The organism is Prevotella sp. lc2012, from assembly GCF_900107065.1.
GTDB lineage: Bacteria > Bacteroidota > Bacteroidia > Bacteroidales > Bacteroidaceae > Prevotella.
The window spans coordinates 950,260-968,558 of record NZ_FNUF01000001.1 but is presented as its reverse complement, the minus strand read 5'-3'; the positions used below and the strand labels follow the sequence as shown (position 1 = coordinate 968,558).

General features: G+C 48.4%; 18 protein-coding genes, 1 tRNA gene and 1 other RNA gene. 13 read left to right on the top strand and 7 right to left on the bottom strand.

Annotated features, from left to right (window positions below):
* Window positions 1-237: 237 nt before the first annotated feature.
* Complete coding sequence (locus BLU99_RS04190; RefSeq protein ID WP_091899886.1) at window positions 238-1,035, top strand: alpha/beta hydrolase; 798 nt, start codon at window positions 238-240, stop codon at window positions 1,033-1,035.
* A 107-nt stretch (window positions 1,036-1,142) separates the two neighbouring features.
* On the opposite strand, the gene BLU99_RS04185 is transcribed toward BLU99_RS04190, so the two are convergent.
* Window positions 1,143-1,216: transfer RNA gene (locus tag BLU99_RS04185), tRNA-Thr, on the bottom strand.
* Window positions 1,217-1,315, bottom strand: an RNA gene (gene ffs, locus BLU99_RS04180) — signal recognition particle sRNA small type.
* Between the two features lie 147 nt (window positions 1,316-1,462).
* Here ffs and BLU99_RS04175 point away from each other — a divergent pair.
* The 10 genes from BLU99_RS04175 to BLU99_RS04130 all read left to right on the top strand — a co-directional run bounded on the left by BLU99_RS04175 (window position 1,463) and on the right by BLU99_RS04130 (window position 10,627).
* On the top strand, window positions 1,463-1,999 hold the full coding sequence (locus BLU99_RS04175; RefSeq protein WP_091899885.1) for a DUF4199 domain-containing protein: 537 nt from the start codon (window positions 1,463-1,465) through the stop codon (window positions 1,997-1,999).
* Between the two features lie 19 nt (window positions 2,000-2,018).
* On the top strand, window positions 2,019-2,972 hold the full coding sequence (locus tag BLU99_RS04170) for a glycosyltransferase family 2 protein (RefSeq protein WP_091899884.1): 954 nt from the start codon (window positions 2,019-2,021) through the stop codon (window positions 2,970-2,972).
* On the top strand, window positions 2,969-3,448 hold the full coding sequence (locus BLU99_RS04165) for a DUF6452 family protein (RefSeq protein WP_091899883.1): 480 nt from the start codon (window positions 2,969-2,971) through the stop codon (window positions 3,446-3,448). The genes BLU99_RS04170 and BLU99_RS04165 overlap by 4 nt, the downstream gene beginning before the upstream one ends.
* A 40-nt stretch (window positions 3,449-3,488) precedes the next feature.
* Complete coding sequence (locus BLU99_RS04160; RefSeq protein ID WP_369807694.1) at window positions 3,489-4,088, top strand: DUF6048 family protein; 600 nt, start codon at window positions 3,489-3,491, stop codon at window positions 4,086-4,088.
* 14 nt (window positions 4,089-4,102) lie between these two features.
* On the top strand, window positions 4,103-5,128 hold the full coding sequence (locus tag BLU99_RS04155) for an FAD:protein FMN transferase (RefSeq protein ID WP_091899881.1): 1,026 nt from the start codon (window positions 4,103-4,105) through the stop codon (window positions 5,126-5,128).
* Window positions 5,129-5,130: 2 nt separating this feature from the next.
* Window positions 5,131-5,793, top strand: a complete 663-nt coding sequence (locus BLU99_RS04150; protein WP_091899880.1) for a Crp/Fnr family transcriptional regulator — start codon at window positions 5,131-5,133, stop codon at window positions 5,791-5,793.
* A gap of 81 nt (window positions 5,794-5,874) precedes the next feature.
* Complete coding sequence (locus BLU99_RS04145) at window positions 5,875-7,959, top strand: M3 family metallopeptidase (protein WP_176771039.1); 2,085 nt, start codon at window positions 5,875-5,877, stop codon at window positions 7,957-7,959.
* Window positions 7,960-7,967: 8 nt separating this feature from the next.
* Window positions 7,968-8,408, top strand: a complete 441-nt coding sequence (locus tag BLU99_RS04140; RefSeq protein ID WP_369807693.1) for a dCMP deaminase family protein — start codon at window positions 7,968-7,970, stop codon at window positions 8,406-8,408.
* A complete protein-coding gene (locus BLU99_RS04135) occupies window positions 8,401-10,104 on the top strand; it encodes a S41 family peptidase (RefSeq protein WP_091899877.1) in 1,704 nt (567 codons plus the stop codon). Before BLU99_RS04140 ends, BLU99_RS04135 begins: the two co-directional genes overlap by 8 nt.
* The gene (locus BLU99_RS04130) at window positions 10,097-10,627 is read left to right on the top strand and encodes a 5-formyltetrahydrofolate cyclo-ligase (RefSeq protein WP_091899876.1); all 531 of its coding nucleotides are present in this window, start codon (window positions 10,097-10,099) and stop codon (window positions 10,625-10,627) included. Before BLU99_RS04135 ends, BLU99_RS04130 begins: the two co-directional genes overlap by 8 nt.
* Here the strand turns inward: BLU99_RS04130 and BLU99_RS04125 are convergent.
* Window positions 10,624-10,914 (bottom strand): DciA family protein, encoded by a 291-nt coding sequence (locus BLU99_RS04125; RefSeq protein WP_091899875.1) that lies wholly within the window; start codon window positions 10,912-10,914, stop codon window positions 10,624-10,626. The two genes, BLU99_RS04130 and BLU99_RS04125, sit on opposite strands and share 4 nt — an antisense overlap.
* Window positions 10,907-12,040: a DNA replication/repair protein RecF gene (locus BLU99_RS04120; RefSeq protein ID WP_091899874.1), complete on the bottom strand. Its 1,134-nt coding sequence runs from the start codon at window positions 12,038-12,040 to the stop codon at window positions 10,907-10,909. The genes BLU99_RS04125 and BLU99_RS04120 overlap by 8 nt, the downstream gene beginning before the upstream one ends.
* A 156-nt stretch (window positions 12,041-12,196) precedes the next feature.
* Here BLU99_RS04120 and BLU99_RS04115 point away from each other — a divergent pair, with 156 nt between their 5' ends.
* Together BLU99_RS04115 and ribH are read left to right on the top strand one after the other, a co-directional pair.
* Window positions 12,197-12,874 carry a tetratricopeptide repeat protein gene (locus BLU99_RS04115; protein ID WP_091899873.1) on the top strand — a complete coding sequence of 226 codons (678 nt, stop codon included), beginning with the start codon at window positions 12,197-12,199 and terminating at the stop codon, window positions 12,872-12,874.
* Between the two features lie 16 nt (window positions 12,875-12,890).
* Window positions 12,891-13,367: a 6,7-dimethyl-8-ribityllumazine synthase gene (ribH, locus tag BLU99_RS04110; RefSeq protein ID WP_091899872.1), complete on the top strand. Its 477-nt coding sequence runs from the start codon at window positions 12,891-12,893 to the stop codon at window positions 13,365-13,367.
* Between the two features lie 81 nt (window positions 13,368-13,448).
* Here the strand turns inward: ribH and BLU99_RS04105 are convergent, their stop codons facing one another.
* From BLU99_RS04105 to BLU99_RS04095, 3 genes are read right to left on the bottom strand one after another with little or no spacing between them, the layout of a single operon-like run.
* Entirely contained in the window at window positions 13,449-15,272 is a 1,824-nt protein-coding gene (locus BLU99_RS04105; RefSeq protein ID WP_091899871.1) for an ABC transporter ATP-binding protein, read from the bottom strand.
* Window positions 15,269-17,062 (bottom strand): ABC transporter ATP-binding protein, encoded by a 1,794-nt coding sequence (locus BLU99_RS04100; protein ID WP_091899950.1) that lies wholly within the window; start codon window positions 17,060-17,062, stop codon window positions 15,269-15,271. Before BLU99_RS04100 ends, BLU99_RS04105 begins: the two co-directional genes overlap by 4 nt.
* Window positions 17,062-18,216 (bottom strand): glucuronyl esterase domain-containing protein, encoded by a 1,155-nt coding sequence (locus BLU99_RS04095; protein ID WP_091899870.1) that lies wholly within the window; start codon window positions 18,214-18,216, stop codon window positions 17,062-17,064. The genes BLU99_RS04100 and BLU99_RS04095 overlap by 1 nt, the downstream gene beginning before the upstream one ends.
* Window positions 18,217-18,299 lie beyond the last annotated feature (83 nt).

Below are 18,299 nucleotides of genomic sequence, written 5' to 3'. Positions count from 1 at the left end.
TAAGCCCGCCTGCGCCGATGGTACTGCAATGCAATGCGGGAGAGTAGGAGGCCGCCACTTTTTCTTCAACCGAAGCCCTGGAACAGCAATGCTCCAGGGCTTCTTCGTTTTCCACGGTCCCTGAGTCCATCCTTCACGGTCCCTGAGCCTGTCGAAGGGCCATCAAACCTTCGCGTATTTTGCTTGTCTTTCCGTTTTTTTTCTTATCTTTGTAACCGAATAATATCTGTAACTAAAATGAAGAGAATTCTACTAACAATGATGGCCCTGATGTCTCTTACGATGGCGTGGGCTCAGGTGTATAAAACAGTGAGTGACATCAGCTATACAGTAAAGACAGATCCCTATGCTCAAGAACGACTGAAGTTGGATGTGTATTATCCTACTAATCTGAAGGACTGTCCAGTTGTCGTATGGTTTCACGGTGGAGGTCTGGAAGCCGGACAGAAGGAGATTCCGCAGAAACTAAAGGATATGGGTTATGTGGTGGTAGGTGCTAATTATCGTTTGTTGCCTAATGTCACAATCGACAAGACCATCGATGATGCCGCAGAGGCTGTCGCCTGGGTGTTCCGTCATGCGAAGGAATATGGTGGCGACCCGCATAAGATTGTGGTGACAGGTCATTCGGCAGGCGGTTATCTAGCCATGATGCTCTGTCTGAACAAGGTTTGGTTGAAAAACTATAAAACAGATGCTGACAGTGTGTGGATGTATGTTCCGTTCAGTGGACAGGCTATTACACATTATAATGTCCGGAAGATGCAAGGAATACCACCGTTTCAGCCCACCATCGATGAATATGCACCGCTTTACTGGGTGCGCCCTGATTGTCCGCCACTGGTACTGATCTGTGGAGACCGAGAACAAGAACTCTACGGCCGTTATGATGAGAATCAGTATTTGGCCAGGATGATGAAGCTCGTTGGTCACCAACACACCTATCTCTATGAGATTGATGGTCATGATCATGGGGCGATGGTCGACCCCTCCTTCCACATCCTCAATACTCACATCTCCCAGATGCAGAAATAGTATCTTTGCATCAGCAGACATACCTATATTATATAATAGGTGTAATGAGATATCTTTTATGATAGACGAAAAAAAGGATTGGCTTTAACCAATCCTTTGCTGTTTTGAGCCTCTTGTCGGATTCGAACCAACGACCCCGAGATTACAAATCACGTGCTCTGGCCAACTGAGCTAAAGAGGCGGGTGGGCAGCTACCTGCATCGCGCCGCTACAACCTAATACCCTTGCTGCGTTCCCACCCTGGGGGATTCAAAGGGAGCTGGCCGTACAGGACTGCCCGTTTTGCGGCTGCAAAGGTACATATTAAAATTCAGAAATAAGAATTCGGAAATAAGAAAATGTATCAATTTAACGATTTTTTGAGGCTGCGAACTCGTTATATGTGGGAAAATGCTTAATTTTGCATCTTGAACGTTTATATGTTAAAATGACACCACTGGAATATAAGCAATTGAAGGCATACGCCAGACAGGATGGGTTCTTTCTGTTCCTCTTGTGGGCTGCCAGTTTTGCCAGTTATATATATGGTCTCACCAACCAGTTGTTGGCGATGGTTGCCATCGTATTGGCTGTGATGACACCTTTCTTTGTAGCCGGTCGTCTCCGTAAGTTCCGCGATGAGGGTAGGGAGGGCATTATCTCCTTCCGTCGAAGCTATGCCTACACCATCTTCGTGTTCTTCTACGGAGCGGTGCTTCTGGCGGTATTGCAGTTCTTGTATTTCGCCTATATGGACCACGGCTTTGTGCTAAGTTCTCTTTCGAAGATGCTGTCGTCGGATGAAGGACGTTTGTTAGTACAACAGTATGGTATGACGCAGATGATTGACGAGAGTCTTTCTCAGATGGCTGCTGTCCGGCCGATAGATCATGCACTGAATTTTTTGACGATAAATATTATTCTGGGTTTTATCTTCGGTATTCCCATCAGTCTGGTGATGCAGCGGAATGTGGCCCCGAAATAGCCTATAAAGAAATAGAAGAATGGATATATCAGTTGTTATACCTCTTTATAATGAGGCGGAGTCGCTGCCTGAGTTGTATGCGTGGATTGATCGTGTGATGAACGCGAACGGGTATACGTATGAGGTGATCTTCGTGAATGATGGCTCTACAGACGACTCGTGGCAGGTGATTACAGACCTAAGTAAGACGTCTGAGCATGTGAGGGGCATCAAGTTCCGCAGGAACTATGGTAAGAGCCCTGCTCTGTATTGTGGTTTCGAACAGGCACAGGGGGATGTGGTGATCACCATGGATGCTGACTTGCAGGACTCACCCGACGAGATACCGGAACTCTACCGTATGATCAAGGAAGAGGGCTACGATCTGGTGAGTGGCTATAAGCAAAAGCGCTATGACCCAATCTCGAAGACCCTGCCCACTAAGCTCTTTAACGCGACTGCCAGGAAGATTAGTGGTATCAAGAATCTGCATGACTTCAATTGTGGTCTGAAGGCTTATCGTCAGGCCGTCGTAAAGAATATCGAGGTGTATGGTGAGATGCACCGTTATATTCCTTATCTGGCAAAGAACGCGGGTTTCAACAAAATTGGCGAGAAGGTAGTGCAACACCAGGCTCGGAAATACGGTTCGTCGAAGTTCATGGGACTGAACCGCTTCGTCAACGGTTATCTGGATCTGCTGACTCTCTGGTTCTTGAGTACCTTCGGTAAGAAGCCGATGCACGTGTTTGGTTTCTTGGGAACGATCATGTTCTTTATCGGTTTCCTGGCTGCCTTCTTGATTGGTGCCGACAAACTGTGGTGCTTGGCCAATCATATTCCGCAGCGTCTGGTGACAGACTCTCCTTATTTCTATATAGCCCTGACGATGATGATCATCGGTACCCAGTTGTTCCTGACAGGCTTCTTGGGTGATTTGATCAGTCGCTCGTCAAGTGGTCGTAACGACTATCAGATAGAGACGACAATATGAGGAAACTGACCTTTTGCTTCTGCTCTATCCTGCTGGCAGCTTGTTCATCTATCGATTGCCCGGTGAATAATACCGTGACCACCCGCTATTGTTTTTACAATACTGATGGTGACTCCCTGGTCTTGATGGATACGCTGACAATCTCTACTGTCCGTCAGGATGGCACGGACTCGATCATCCTTAACAGAAATGTAGGTAAGGCCTCGTTCAGTCTTCCTGTCAGTTATTCTCATCCGGAGGATATCTTGGTGTTTAATGTCTATAATAAGACTATGAGCATCTTTGATACCGTTTGGGTAAAAAAGGACGATATCCCGCATTTCGAATCTGTCGATTGTAATGCCTCTTTCTTCCATCGACTCACGGACGTACGTCATACAAAGCATTTCATTGATTCTATTGTGATAAAAAATCCATCAGTGGATTATGACAAGAATACCACACATTTCTATATCTATCCGAAGGTTAGCGATTAGTCTGCTGATGCTCTTGACGGTACCAACTGCTCAGGCACAGATGAAGTTTTTCAAAATGCAGAAAGACTCCATCCCCTTGTTCCGTGGTTTCTCCGTGTCGTTCGATCTTGTGGGTGCCGGACAGATGGCACTCTCAGACTACGGACAGTACGAGGGGGCTCTGCGAATCAATCTGCACGACGAGTGGTTCCCAATTGTCGAGGCAGGACTAGGAAAAGCCAGTCATGATGATGAGGTGACGGGTATGTGTTATAGTACGTCGGCGCCTTATTTCAAGATTGGTGTGGACAAGAATCTCCTGAAGTTTAAACATGGGCCCAACCGTCTATATGGTGGCCTGCGCTATGCCTTTACCTCGTATAAGGTTGATATCTCCTGCCCGGAATTCCCTGATCCTGTGTGGCAATGGCCGACCGGCTACGGAATGAATGATGTGGCATGTAACTACCACTGGCTGGAGGCTGTTATCGGTGTCGACGCCAAGGTGTTCGGTCCGCTTCATCTGGGTTGGAGCGTTAGGTATAAGAGGCGTATCGCCCATTCCGACGGTGAGATCGGAAAAACATGGTATGTCCCTGGTTTCGGCATTTATGGTGACACGCGTCTGGGAGGTACCTTTAATGTGATTATCGATATCTAAGCCGGTTGACGACTATGGAGGATAAACAGAAGAAAAAACTGATGTGGCAGCTGCCATTCTTGGCGCTTCTCATCGTCGGAACAGTCCTGGTCATCCATCAGCAACGCTCGATGCCTTATCAGAAGAATGCTGACCTAATCTTCGGCACATCTTATCATATTACCTACCAATGCGACTCGGATCTCAGTCGGAGCATCAAGGCAGAGTTGATGAAGGTTGACCGGTCGTTGTCGCCATTTAACAAACAGTCAATAATCACTGCCATCAACCAGAACGAGGAGGTTGTGCCCGATCAGATGTTCATGGATGTCTATCAGATGGCCATGAAAGTGTCACGGGAGACTGACGGAGCCTTCGATATCACGGTCGCTCCTTTGGTCAATGCCTGGGGGTTTGGTTTTAAGAATGGTATCGAACCTACGCGTGGACAGGTTGACAGTCTGATGGAGATTGTGGGTTATAGGAAACTGTCGCTGGAGAACGGAAAGGTTAGGAAAGGTGATCCGAGGATGATGCTCGATTGTTCTGCTATTGCGAAAGGTTATGGCTGCGATGTCGTGGCCCGACTGTTGCGCAAACGAGGTGTACAGAACTTCATGGTGGAAATTGGTGGGGAGGTCGTGACAAGCGGTCTAAACGAAAAACGTCTTCCATGGAAGATTGGAGTGACGAAACCAACCGATGATTCTCTAAATGTCGGGAATGAGTTGCAGACTGTTCTTAATGTGACCGATAAGGCGATGGCTACCAGTGGAAACTATCGTAACTTCTACTATAAGGGCGGCAAGAAATATGCTCATACCATTGATCCGAAAACGGGTTATCCAGTACAGCATAATATTCTGTCGGCTACGGTGCTGACAAACAACTGTGCGACTGCTGATGCCTACGCCACCTCATTCATGGTTATGGGTCTGGAGCGTGCCCAACAGATTCTGGAGCGCCATCCTGAACTGATGGCCTATTTTATCTATAGTGACGAACATGGGCGCAACGCCGTATGGTTCTCACCATCTCTGCGTGATAAGATAGCGGAATAGCTATGAGGATATATGACCAACTGCTTCAGTTCCCGCTGTTCCAGGGAATGAGCCACGATGATCTGGAGATTGTCGCGGGACATACTCGTCTCGGTTTTACGAAAGTGGGGGCGGGGAAACCGGTGCAGATGACGGGTGATGCCTGCAGTCAGTTGTATTTCCTGATTAACGGTGTTATCAAGATTGAGACCTTCTCGGAAGACCGTCAATATTCGGTTGTGGAACAGATGTCGGCGCCTTATATTCTTCAGCAGGAGGCTATATTTGGCTATTTCCAGCGTTACACGCATGATTTCACAGCGTTGACGGATGCGAACTTCATAACCATCGATAAAGAAGAGGTCGTCCGACTGGCGGAAGAATTCCTGGTGTTCCGCCTGAACCTGATGAATCTCTATGCCACACAGACACAGAAACTCTTAGGTCTGCCGTGGCGGCGGTGTCCACAGTCGCTCAGAGAGCGTGTTGTCCGTTTTTTTGTACTGCATTGTGTCTATCCGGCAGGGCCCAAGTCGTTCCATATTTTGATGACGCGTCTGGCCGAAGAATTGAACGACAGTCGCCTAAATGTGTCGCGTGCGTTAAACATGTTGCAAGGTGAGGGACTACTTGAGTTACACCGTGGTAGGATAGAGATACCACAACTGGAACGGTTGTTGATGTGAAATATTATAAAATAACAGGGGCAGATTTGTTTGGGTCTGTCTTTTTTTGTATTTTTGCATGCCGAATAATGTAGTGAAATGATGAACGAAAATATAGAAAGAAAGAATCCGTTTTTTCAGCCCTATGATACCCCCCATGGAGTGGCTCCCTTCGATCAGATCCGTCTGGAGGACTATGAAGAGGCGATGCTTGAGGGTATCCGCCGTGAAGACGAACAGATAGAGAAAATCATTAATAATCCTGAGAAACCGACCTTCGACAATACCATAGTCAGTGTTGATGATGAGAAGGATGGTGAAGGATACTATGATCTGCTGTCGCGGGTGTCGACAGTATTCTTCAATTTGCTCTCTGCTGAGACCAATGATGAGATGGATGCCTTGGCGCAGAAGATGAGTCCCATCCTGACCAAACATGCCAACGATATCCGACTGAATGAACGACTGTTCGAGCGTATCAAGTATGTGCATCGCCATCATCGTAAGTTGACACCAGAGGAGAAAATGCTTCTTGACAACTGTTACGATGGCTTTGTTCGCAGCGGTGCCTTACTGGATGCAGCAGGAAAGGAACGGTTGCGGCAGTTGACGGAGGAGGCATCGATGCTGGGGTTGCAGTTCTCCCAGAACCTGCTGAAGGAGAATAAGGCATTTACTCTGCATATCACAGATGAGGCGCAACTTGACGGACTGCCAGATACCGCTCGTGAAGCGGCTGCTCAGACCGCGAAGGAGCAGAACAAGGAGGGATGGGTGATCACGCTTGACTCACCGAGCTATAGTCCATTCATGACCTATTCGACACAACGTGAGCTCCGCCGGCAACTCTATATGGCGAAGAATACCGAGTGTACGCATGACAATGCGGAGAACAATGTGGAGATATGCAAACGTCTGATCAACCTGCGGCGTGAACTGGCACAGTTACTTGGACACAAGACCTATGCTGACTATGTGTTGAAACACCGTATGGCGGGTCATGTGCGTGATGTCTATAAGCTGCTGAACAACTTAATTGAAGCCTACAAACCGACAGCGCTTAAGGAGGTCAAAGAGATTGAGAAGATGGCACGGAAGATGGAAGGACGTCACTTCAAACTGGAGCCATGGGACTTCGGCTTCTATGCGCATAAGTTGAAGCTGGCGCGTTATCAGATCGACGCGGAGATGCTACGCCCCTATTTCGAATTGTCCAAGGTTATTGAGGGTGTCTTCGGATTGGCTAACAGCTTGTACGGCATCTCATTCAAGGAGAACAAAGATATACCCGTGTACCATCCAGACGTGAAAGCCTATGAGGTGTTTGACAGAGATGGGTCTTATCTGGCTGTGTTCTATGCAGACTTCCATCCTCGGCAGGGGAAGCAGGGCGGTGCCTGGATGACTGAATATCAGGGACAATGGATAGACCGGAAAGGAGTGAACAACCGTCCGCACGTCAGTGTGGTGATGAATCTTACGAAACCGACAGCGGAGAAACCTGCCTTGTTAACGCTAGGTGAGGTCGAAACCTTCCTCCATGAGTTCGGCCACTCTTTGCATGGGATGTTCGCAAATACTCGGTTTGAGAGCCTGAGTGGAACGAATGTGTGGTGGGATTTCGTGGAGTTGCCTTCTCAGTTGATGGAGAACTTCGCTATAGAGAAGAAATTCCTGCGTACCTTCGCCTTCCATTATCAGACAGGTGAGCCGTTGCCTGATGAACTGATAGCACGCATCGTCAGGAGTCGAAACTTCAATGTGGCCTATGCTTGCATGCGTCAGGTCAGTTTCGGTCTGCTTGATATGGCATATTATACCCGTAAGGAGGCATTCGACGAGGATATCATTACTTTTGAGAAGAAAGCTTGGGAGAAGGCTATGGTCACCGAGCAGTTACCTGACACCTGCATGACTGTTCAGTTCTCGCATATCATGGCCGGTGGTTACGCAGCGGGATATTACAGCTATAAATGGGCAGAGGTCCTCGATGCTGATGCCTTTAGTCTATTCAAGAAACACGGCACAATCAGTCCGCAGGTGGCGCAACGCTTTCGCGATTGTGTGCTCTCCAAGGGTGGAACGGAGAATCCGATGGTTCTCTATAAGCGCTTCCGTGGGGGCGAGCCCACTATTGATGCGCTCTTGAAGAGGAACGGCATCAGAAGGAATCATCACAAGAAATAATAACAACGATGGACGAGAAACAACAGAAGCTGGACATGCGCTATCTAAGGATGGCACGTATTTGGGCGGAGAATTCCTACTGCCAGCGTCGACAGGTGGGTGCTCTGGTGGTCAAGAACAAAATGATCATCAGTGATGGTTATAATGGTACGCCCAGCGGTTTCGAGAATGTGTGTGAGGACGATAATAACGTGACAAAGCCTTATGTGCTCCATGCTGAGGCGAATGCCATAACCAAGTTGGCACGGAGCAATAACAACAGCGACGGGGCAACCATCTATATCACGGCCTCACCGTGTATCGAGTGTGCCAAACTGATTATTCAGGCCGGCATCAAACGTGTGGTCTATGGTGAACAGTATCGTCTTACCGATGGCATTGACCTGCTGAAGCGTGCGGGTATTGAGGTGATATTCATGGATATTAATTCGACAAAAGAATATGAGTAAGAATAGGACAAACCGGTATACACCATTGTGGATGGCCTTATGTGTCGTCCTCGGTATCATGGTGGGCTCCTTCTATGCCAACCATTTTTCTGGCAACCGGCTGAATATTATCAATACGAGTGGAAATAAGCTCAACAACTTGCTGCATATTATTGATGACCAATATGTGGATACTGTCAATATCAATGAACTGGTTGAGAAGGCCATGCCGCAGATCCTTGGTGAACTGGACCCTCACTCGGTCTATATCACTGCGCGTGACGGACAGATAGCTAACGATGACCTGCGCGGCTCATTCTCTGGCATCGGTATAGAGTTCGTGGTCCGTCAGGATACAATCCGGGTGCAGAATGTCATCGGTAACGGACCGGCAGAACGGGCAGGCGTGATTGCTGGCGACAAGATAGTTGAGGTCGATGATTCTTCGTTCGTCGGTAAGAAAGTGACCAATGAAGAGGCCATGCATCATCTGAAGGGGCCGAAAGACACAAAGGTGAAACTCGGTATTGTGCGCTACGGTGAAAAGAAAATCCGTCATATCACGGTCACTAGAGGAGAGATACCGACCAAGAGTGTTACCGCTTGTTATATGCTCGACGAGCATAGTGGGTACATTAAGATCAAGAACTTCGGTGAAAATACATACCCCGAACTGCTCATCGCACTGGCTAAGTTGTCACAACAGAGCTTCGGTAACCTGGTTATAGACCTGAGGAGTAATACGGGTGGCTACCTGGAGTCGGCTGTGCAGATTGCGAATGAGTTCTTGTCGAAGGGACAGCTGATTGTCTATACCGAAGGAAGGCGCTATCCGCGTCAGGAGTATCGTGCTGATGGTCGTGGCTCTTATCAGCAGATACCACTGGTGATTCTCGTCGATGAAATATCTGCATCTGCCTCTGAGATTCTTGCCGGTGCCATTCAGGATAATGACAGAGGAACAATCGTCGGTCGTCGTTCGTTTGGTAAAGGACTGGTCCAGAAGCCGATGGAGTTCAGCGACCATTCCATGATCCGTCTGACTATTGCCCGCTATTATACGCCTTCTGGCCGTTGCATCCAGAAACCTTACGACGATAGCAAGAGTTATGAGGAGGACTGGATTAACCGTTACCAGCATGGTGAGTTCTTCTCGCAGGATAGCATCAAGCACACAGGGCCGGCTTATCATACCGCCAATGGTCGTGTGGTCTACGGTGGTGGTGGCATCACTCCTGACATCTTCGTGCCTGAGGATACGCTTGGGATGACGTCGTACTATAAAGAGGCTTCCATGTCGGGGCTGATTCTGCAGTTTGCCTATAACTACACCGATGAGCACCGTAGTAAACTGAGTACTTTCGATGAAGTGAAGGAGTTAGAGACTTACCTGAAGAAACAGAATACATTGGAGGAGTTTGTTTCATTTGCCGACAAGAACGGACTGAAACGGCGTAACCTCATGATACAAAAGTCGCGTAAGTTGTTGGAACGGTTTGTCTATAGTCGTATTATCTATAATATCCTCAATGATCAGGCGTGGACAGAGTATCTGAATCAAGATGACCCGGCTGTTATGGAGGCCCTCCGACTGTTCCGTAGTGGAACTGCCTTCCCTAAGAAAGGTGCCTCTGATACGAAGATTGCCAAGAAGGTTGCCATGCTCTTTGACGGACGTATACGAATGACAGGTACAACACGTATCGCCCATGCTTAAAGATGAGTTGCGCCTGCTGGTCAAGGAACGTAGACGACAGTACTCTCGACAGCAGCTTGAGACACTGTCGCAGACTGTCGTGAAGCGACTGGCACCGCATCTTCGTGATGCTTCTGTTGTCATGGCCTTTTATTCCTTGCCCGACGAGGTGGATACTCATCAGTTGATTGATGATCTTGTGGCTATGGGGAAAACGGTGCTTCTGCCAAAGGTGCTTGATGATGGAGGAATGGAGCTACGACGCTATACATCGGCTGCCGACTTGCAGGAGGGAGCTTTCCATATTATGGAAGCCGTAGGCGATTCTTTCACCGACTATAATCAAATAGATGTCGCATTGATACCAGGTGTGGCCTTTGATGCCCAAGGGCATCGATTGGGAAGAGGTAAAGGTTATTACGATCGTTTTCTTCGTGCATTGGGAACCGTTCCCCTACATACCATCGGGGTGTGTTTTGAATTCCAGAAGGTGGAGAATGTGCCTATTGAAAGGCATGACGTTTCCGTGGATATCGTGATCTAGTGAAAACGGATGTCGGCAATCACCTGACTGCCTACTTGTTCGTTCAATCGTTTTACCAGTTCTTGTCGTCGCATGGACAGGTCTGCGCGTAGAGCCGGACTAGTCAGGTGTACGAATAGCGTTTGATTACGGATATAGAGATCCTTGGTGTAGGTGGCTATAACCTCTCCTGCGACGCTTTGCCATGAGTCAATCAGTCGTTTCTGTAACAGAGGTGTCTCCAATCCCTGTACTCGCAGATTCCTTAGAATCAGATCTTTGATGCTCTTGACGTCTCTCTTAAACATGGCCGTTCTTCATTTCTATCTCTCCATCCGACACATGGAAGATCTTGTAGTCGTGTGACGAACGACTCAGTATTTGATCCAGATGTTCCCTGTTCGTGTCTGTGATGAAGATCTGTCCGAAGTCATCACCAGCCACCAGTTTGACAATCTGTTCTACACGTTCGGCATCGAGTTTGTCAAAGATGTCATCGAGCAGCAGCAGAGGAGTCGTATGACTGTTTGTTCGACGGAGAAAATCGAACTGCGCCAATTTTAGGGAGATGGCGAATGTCTTGTGCTGTCCTTGACTGCCTTCGCGTTTCATCGGGTGACCACCCAGAGTGAATTCCAGGTCGTCGCGGTGAATGCCGTGCAGGGAGAACCCCATGATACGGTCTTTCGAGCGGTCTCGTCTGATGACCTCCAGAAGTGGACCGCGCTGACAATGGGAGATATAGTTCAGGCCTACCTGTTCGTGGTTGCCGGATATGGTCTCGTAATAACGCTGAAACACAGGTGTTAACGCTTTTACGAAGGCATCACGACGTTGGAAGACAGCCTCACCTTCGACTGCCATCTGCTCCTCCCATAGACTGAGTATCTCTGGGTCTGGCTCTTCCTCCATCTTCAGCATGGCATTGCGTTGTTGAAGTGCCTTGTTATAACGGTTCATCGCCTCGATATAGCCATGGTCATATTGCGAGATGACCATATCCATCAGTCGTCGACGCTCCTCACTCCCTCCCTCAATTAGCAGGGTGTCCGAAGGTGATACGAATACCGCAGGAATCTGTCCGATATGCTCCGATAGTCGTTTGTACTCTTTTTTGTTGCGCTTGAAGTGCTTCTTTGTTCCACGCTTCATGCCGCAGTAGATCTGTAAAGTGGGGGAGTGCTCAGATTCCTTGTGCCAGTCGTCACTCAGATAGTCTCCTTCAATTACAAAGAAATCCTGTCCATGCCGGATCACCTGCGAGTCAATGGGATTGCTGGCAGAGTGGCAGAACGACAGAAAGTAAATCGCGTCGAGCACGTTGGTCTTGCCCACACCATTCTTGCCAATCAGACAATTAATCTTCGGCGAGAGGTCAAGCGTGGCCGTAGCGATATTCTTGTAGTTGATGAGTGAAAGTTTCTCGAGAATCATAATGCAAAGGTAGGCAATTTTTGATACATAATCAGGTGGAATGCCACAAAAATTAGTTAAAAACAAAAAACTCTTAATTCTTATTTCTTCATTCTTAATTAAAAATAGTATCTTTGCACGCACATTTTTAAAGAAAACAATAAAAAAAAGATTATAATGGCAAATACTAAGAATCAGCAGGCTGCTCCTACCATAGAGGAGACCCTGAGCAAGAGTGAGGCTTTCTTCCTGAAATACAAGAAGGCTATTATTGCAGCAGTTGTAGCAGTGATCGTTATCATTGCTGGTGTTATCCTTTACAAGACTTATGTTTCTGGTCCTAACGAGGTGAAGGCTAGTACAGCTATTTCTAAGGGACAGGCTTATTTCGAGCAGGGTCTTTTCAACGAGGCTCTCAACGGTGACAGCACAGGCTTTAAGGGCTTCGCCGCTCTCGCAAACGAGTACAGTAGCACCAAGGCTGGTAACCTTGCCAATCTCTATGCTGGTCTCTGTAATGCCCAGTTGGGTAAGTGGGAGGATGCCGTGAAGTTCCTTGAGGAGTATGATGGTGCCAAAGATCAGATGATATCACCTGCGGCAGAGGGCGCTCTTGGAAATGCCTATGCTCATCTGAACCAACTTGACAAGGCTGTGTCTCACCTGAAGAAGGCTGCCGAGAAGGCTGACAATAACTCTCTCTCTCCCACCTTCCTTATTCAGGCTGGTGAGATTCTTGAGAGTCAGGGAAAGAAAGATGAGGCTTTGAAATTGTATCAGGAGGTGAAGGAGAAGTACTTTAACTCTATGCAGTATCAGACCATCGACGAGTATATCGAGCGCGTAAAGGAATAATTGATAATTAAGGAATATGGCTACCGCCTTACATAACCTGAGCGACTACGATTTCTCAAAAGTACCCGATGCCTCGAACATGATCTTTGGTATCGTGGTGGCAGAATGGAACCCGGAGATTACGGGGGCACTGCTTCAGGGGTGCGTCTCAACGTTGGAAAAACACGGTGCTTTGCCGGAGAATATCCATGTGAAGACAGTACCGGGATCGTTCGAGTTGATATATGGTGCTCGTCAGATGACGCTCAACGACGGTTATGACGCTGTAATCATCCTCGGTAGTGTGATTCGTGGTGAGACTCCTCATTTCGACTATATCTGTCAGGGTGTCACAGAGGGTATTGCCCGTTTGAACGTTACTAGTAATATTCCGGTGGTCTTTGGACTACTGACGACCGACAATCTCCAACAGGCCCAAGATCGCGCAGGCGGTCGATTAGGCAATAAGGGAGACGAGTGTGCCGTCGTGGCTATCAAGATGGCAAAGTTCTAGAGAAAAAGTTTGAAAGATTTAATAAAATTACCGGGCGACGAGGGTAGACCGCATCGCTCGGTAATTTTTTTCTCTTTTTTATCAGGTGGTTAGTTCGTTACCTGTGTAAAGCTGGTAATACTTGCCTTGATGGGCAAGGAGTTCGGCATGAGTGCCGTGCTCGATGATACGACCGTGGTCGAGAACGATGATCTGGTCGGCATTACGAACCGTAGAGAGACGGTGGGCAATGACGAAGGTCGTACGACCCTGCATCAGTGAGTCCATACCGCGTTGCACAAGAGTCTCTGTACGCGTATCGATGCTTGAGGTTGCCTCATCGAGGATGAGCACGGGGGGATTGGAGACGGCTGCACGGGCGATGGCGATGAGCTGACGCTCACCCTGTGATAGGTTACCGCCGTCACCACTGAGTACAGTTTGGTAACCATTGGCCAGACGTCGTATAAAATCGTCGGCTCCTACTAATCGGGCAGCTGCGATACAAGCCTCGTCGGTGGCATCAAGTTTTCCATAGCGGATATTATCGAGCACGGTGCCGGTAAAGAGTTGGGTGTCTTGTAGTACAATACTCATTGACTGACGGAGCGACTCTTTGCGGATTTGAGTAATGGGGATGCCGTCGTAGAGAATCGTTCCTTTCTGGATATCATAGAAACGGTTGATGAGGTTAATGATCGTGGTCTTGCCAGCACCTGTTCCGCCAACAAAGGCAATTTTCTGTCCTGGGCTGGTGTTGATATTGATATCGAAGAGAACTTGTTTCTCGGGTGTATAGCCGAAATCGACACCGGAGAAGTCGACATCGCCCTTAGGATCCGTCAGGCTGATGGTGCCCTCATCGGTCTCAGGTTCTGCGTCCATGAGGTTGAACACCCGTTCGGCACCTACGGTGGCGTTGAGTACAGAGTTAATCTGCTGACTGACATGGGTGATTGGTTGTGTAAAACTCTTATTCAGTGTCAAGAAAGCTACGATAGTTCCGAGACTGATAGACCAGTTGCCGAGGGCAAGAGTAGCACCGACCACAGCAATGAGTACATAACCGAGGTTTGATAGGTTGCCATTGACCGGCATCACGATATTTGCAATTTTATTGGCATTATAGGTGCTATATCGCAGTTGTTCGTTGATATTCTCGAATTCCTGGATTGCTTGTTGTTCATGACAGAAAACCTTGACGACTTTCTGACCGGTCATCATCTCCTCGATAAAACCATTGACACGCGCAAGGTTCTGCTGTTGTGAACGGAAATAGGACCGGCTACGTTTACCGAGCCAGGTGGTGGCAATCATCATGACAACAGCCATCAGCATACTGACCATCGTAAGGGGGATGCTCAGCGCAACCATCGAAGCAAAAGTGACAGCGATAGTGATGAGGCTGTTAAACACCTGCGACAACGAGGTTGATATCATCTGTCGTAATGAGTCTACATCGTTGGTATAGACTGACATCATATCACCGTGTGAGTGCTGGTCGAAATAGCTGACGGGCAGTTGCTCCATCCGTTCGAAGATCAGTCGGCGCAGCCGGAGCATTGTCCCCTGTGACACGTTGATCATTAGGCGGTTATATAGATAGGAACAAATGACGCCAATGAACAGTACAAGACCGAGCTTGAAAAGAGCCTGTCTCAGTGAGGTATATTCTGGATCGGAAGTTTGTGTCAGTGGCGCGATATAGTCGTCGATGAGGGTACGTGTGAAGAGGGTGGATGCGAGTGTGGTCACCGAGGTGATAGCGATGCAGATGAGTACCGTTACAATGGCATACTTGTAATTGCTGAACACATACTTTGTAAGTCTCCAAATTACAGCGCGCTGACGACTGTCAATTCGTTGTATGCCGCCATGGTTCTGTGCCTGTGGTCCATGGGGACCTTTGAAACCGTTTTGCCTCATACATCACCTCCTTCCTTCTTGTCGAAATCGCCACAGTCAGCTTTCTGGATAGCGTTGATTTCCTGATAGAGCGCATTGTCACATAACAGTTGTTCATGGGTACCCAAACCGGTCAGTCGGCCGTTATCCATGACGAGGATGCGGTCGCAGTGTTCTACGGTGGAGATACGTTGGGCAATGATGAACTTGGTCATGTTGGACAGCTCCTCACGGAGAGCGCGTTGGATTTTTGCATCTGTCGTTGTGTCACAAGCTGAGGTGGAGTCATCAAGCACTAAGATACGCGGTTGTTTCAGGAGGGCTCTGGCAATGCAGAGACGTTGTCGCTGACCGCCGCTGACATTGATGCCTCCTTGCTCGATACGTGTGTTGTAGCCATCTGGCATCTGACTGATGAATTCATCGGCCTGAGCTAGTCGACAGGCATGGTGGCATGCTTCCTCGGTGGCTTGTGGGTTCCCCCAGCGGAGGTTGTCGAGGATCGTACCGGAGAAAAGGATATTGTTCTGCAGCACCACACTCACGGCATTACGGAGCGAGGTGAGGTCATAGTCTTTCACATTCCGTCCGCCTACCAAAACTTCACCCTGCTGTACATCATAGAGACGGGAAATGAGGTTGACGAGTGTTGATTTTCCGGAGCCTGTGCCACCGATGACACCGATAGTCTCACCGCTCCTGACGGTGAAACAGACGTTATAGAGTGCAGACCGTTTGGGAATATGTGTGGTTTCGGACAACTCGGATTCTTCAGTTTTTTTTGATTGATAATCAAAACGTACTTCTCTGAATTCCACACTACCGTCGGCAATCTCAGTGACAGGCTCACTGGGGTTCACAATATCTGGCTGTTCGTCGATGATCTCTGCCACCCGTCGACCACTGGCAGCACTTTGGGTGAGCATGATGAAGATCATGGAGAGCATCATCAGTGATTGCAAGATTGACATCACATAGGTGAACAGCGATGTCAGTTCACCGGTGGTCAGTGTACCACCTACGATGTAATGGGCACCCCACCATGAGAGCGCTATGATACAGCCGTAGACCACTAGGTTCATCACGGGGTGGTTGAGCGCCATCAGACTCTCTGCACGAACATATAGACGATATAATGCCTCGGCTGCCTTGGAGAACTTTTGGTTCTCATGTGTTTCGCGTACGAAAGCTTTCACCAGACGAATGGCACGGATATTCTCCTGCACCTCCAGATTCAATTCATCGTACTTGACGAAGACTTGTGAGAAGAGTCGGCTTACTCTGGAGATAATCTGATAGAGCGAGGTGCTGAGTATCAGCATTGCGATGATGAAGACCATACTCAGACGTGCATCGATGACCAGACACATGACAATGCTGAGCAGCAGACGGAAAGGGGCACGTACTGTGATGCGTAGGATTTGCTGATAGGCATTCTGCAGATTGTTTACATCGGTGGTCATGCGGGTGATAAGCCCCGATGTGGCATACCTGTCGATATTTGAGAAAGCGAAACGCTGGATATTGCGATACATTGCACTACGGAGGTTTGCAGCAAATCCTGAGGCAGCATAAGCGACACTCCGTCCGGCTTGGATACCAAAGGCTAACGAAAGGAATGCCATGCCGAGCATGATGGCGCCATAGAGATAAACGTTCTCCATGTTACCTGCATTGATACCCTTGTCGATGAGTGACGCCGTGACATAGGGAATGAGCACGTCCATCACAACCTCGAGGGCCGTCCATATAGGGGTGAGAATGGAGGCCGTACGGTATTTACCGATTTGTCGTCCGAGTGTTCTAAACATCAATACTTAATCCAAGGGGTGAGGTCAATTTTTCCTTCAAATGGGGATTTGAGGACGCCAGCTGTCTTAACATCGTTCTTGCCAAGAAGAAAGCGGTCGATAAACGCCTCTACCTCAGGAAATTGACTTTCTGGTAGTTGGCAGTGGGGGTGACCACCGTTGATGGAGTAGCCTATACGGTCGTCGATGCCGAACTGACTCCACACCTTACGTGCAGCGTTCATTGAAACATAGGCACTTTCGTCGGCAAGCCAGCGATAGTCGGTATTACCTAACATGAGTAACGCACGGGGACATACCATCGCGACAAGTTCATGATGATCGTATGGCATTAGATAAACGCTGTCGCCATGGAATCGCTCAAGCATGGACTCGAGGAACCAATGGTAGTCGGTACGGTCGAGATTCTCCACACTGTCAAGACGATGGCTATAGCGCCAAGAGGCAGCTCCTCCTCCTCCGGGTTCCTGAGCAATGGTTAAGGCAACGCGTTCATCGAAAGCACCGCAGAACAGAGCCATCTTTCCTGCATAGGAACAGCCGGAAACACCGATGTGCTTTGTGTCGATCTTCGTCTGTTCTGGACCAAGTTGTTCCAGTCCATCGATAAGACGACTGAATCCCCATGCCCATTCACTATAGGCTCCGTTATCCTTCAACTCAGGGTAAAGACGGTCGAAATTATGCTCACCGCGCTCATGATGTTTTCCCCATTGACCGTAATCATTAACTTGTTTTTCGTGGAAGTTCATCACAGCGATGGGACGGTTCTCGAATAGTGGCTTGGGCAGAGCCAGCATACTGGTACCGACCATCAGAGCATAGGGTGGCTGACCGACCGTGGGATACTGGATGACGGAACTGAGGGTGAGAGTCTCACCGTTGACTGTAACGTCGACGATAAGCGTGTCGCCCGCCATACGAGCTTTCACTGCTTCTGATTCCACTTCTGGTTTCTGACCGATACCGTAGTGTTGTATCATCTCAGCAATTTGTTGTCGTCTTACGCCCCAGTCTTTTATTTCTGTTACGCGTGTTTTACCGTCGTTCATCAGCAGAGGATCGGGCAAATCAATCTGTGGTGTGACCAACTGCGCCAAACCTATTGTCGTGCAGCCTAGCATGATGATTAATAATAGATGTCTCTTAAGCATGTTGTTATAGTTTTATGTTCCGATGTTTGCAAAGGTACGAAATAAAAGCGAAAAGTTTAGCATTTCTCTCATTTATTCGTATC

Coding starts and splice junctions, on each gene's coding strand:
- BLU99_RS04190 (WP_091899886.1), top strand. CDS start 238: ATGAAGAGAATTCTACTAACAATGATGGCCCTGATGTCTCTTACGATG.
- BLU99_RS04160 (WP_369807694.1), top strand. CDS start 3,489: ATGAAGTTTTTCAAAATGCAGAAAGACTCCATCCCCTTGTTCCGTGGT.
- ribH (WP_091899872.1), top strand. CDS start 12,891: ATGGCTACCGCCTTACATAACCTGAGCGACTACGATTTCTCAAAAGTA.
- BLU99_RS04115 (WP_091899873.1), top strand. CDS start 12,197: ATGGCAAATACTAAGAATCAGCAGGCTGCTCCTACCATAGAGGAGACC.
- BLU99_RS04165 (WP_091899883.1), top strand. CDS start 2,969: ATGAGGAAACTGACCTTTTGCTTCTGCTCTATCCTGCTGGCAGCTTGT.
- BLU99_RS04135 (WP_091899877.1), top strand. CDS start 8,401: ATGAGTAAGAATAGGACAAACCGGTATACACCATTGTGGATGGCCTTA.
- BLU99_RS04105 (WP_091899871.1), bottom strand. CDS start 15,272: ATGAGGCAAAACGGTTTCAAAGGTCCCCATGGACCACAGGCACAGAAC.
- BLU99_RS04095 (WP_091899870.1), bottom strand. CDS start 18,216: ATGCTTAAGAGACATCTATTATTAATCATCATGCTAGGCTGCACGACA.
- BLU99_RS04100 (WP_091899950.1), bottom strand. CDS start 17,062: ATGTTTAGAACACTCGGACGACAAATCGGTAAATACCGTACGGCCTCC.
- BLU99_RS04140 (WP_369807693.1), top strand. CDS start 7,968: ATGGACGAGAAACAACAGAAGCTGGACATGCGCTATCTAAGGATGGCA.
- BLU99_RS04175 (WP_091899885.1), top strand. CDS start 1,463: ATGACACCACTGGAATATAAGCAATTGAAGGCATACGCCAGACAGGAT.
- BLU99_RS04120 (WP_091899874.1), bottom strand. CDS start 12,040: ATGATTCTCGAGAAACTTTCACTCATCAACTACAAGAATATCGCTACG.
- BLU99_RS04130 (WP_091899876.1), top strand. CDS start 10,097: ATGCTTAAAGATGAGTTGCGCCTGCTGGTCAAGGAACGTAGACGACAG.
- BLU99_RS04125 (WP_091899875.1), bottom strand. CDS start 10,914: ATGTTTAAGAGAGACGTCAAGAGCATCAAAGATCTGATTCTAAGGAAT.
- BLU99_RS04170 (WP_091899884.1), top strand. CDS start 2,019: ATGGATATATCAGTTGTTATACCTCTTTATAATGAGGCGGAGTCGCTG.
- BLU99_RS04145 (WP_176771039.1), top strand. CDS start 5,875: ATGAACGAAAATATAGAAAGAAAGAATCCGTTTTTTCAGCCCTATGAT.
- BLU99_RS04155 (WP_091899881.1), top strand. CDS start 4,103: ATGGAGGATAAACAGAAGAAAAAACTGATGTGGCAGCTGCCATTCTTG.
- BLU99_RS04150 (WP_091899880.1), top strand. CDS start 5,131: ATGAGGATATATGACCAACTGCTTCAGTTCCCGCTGTTCCAGGGAATG.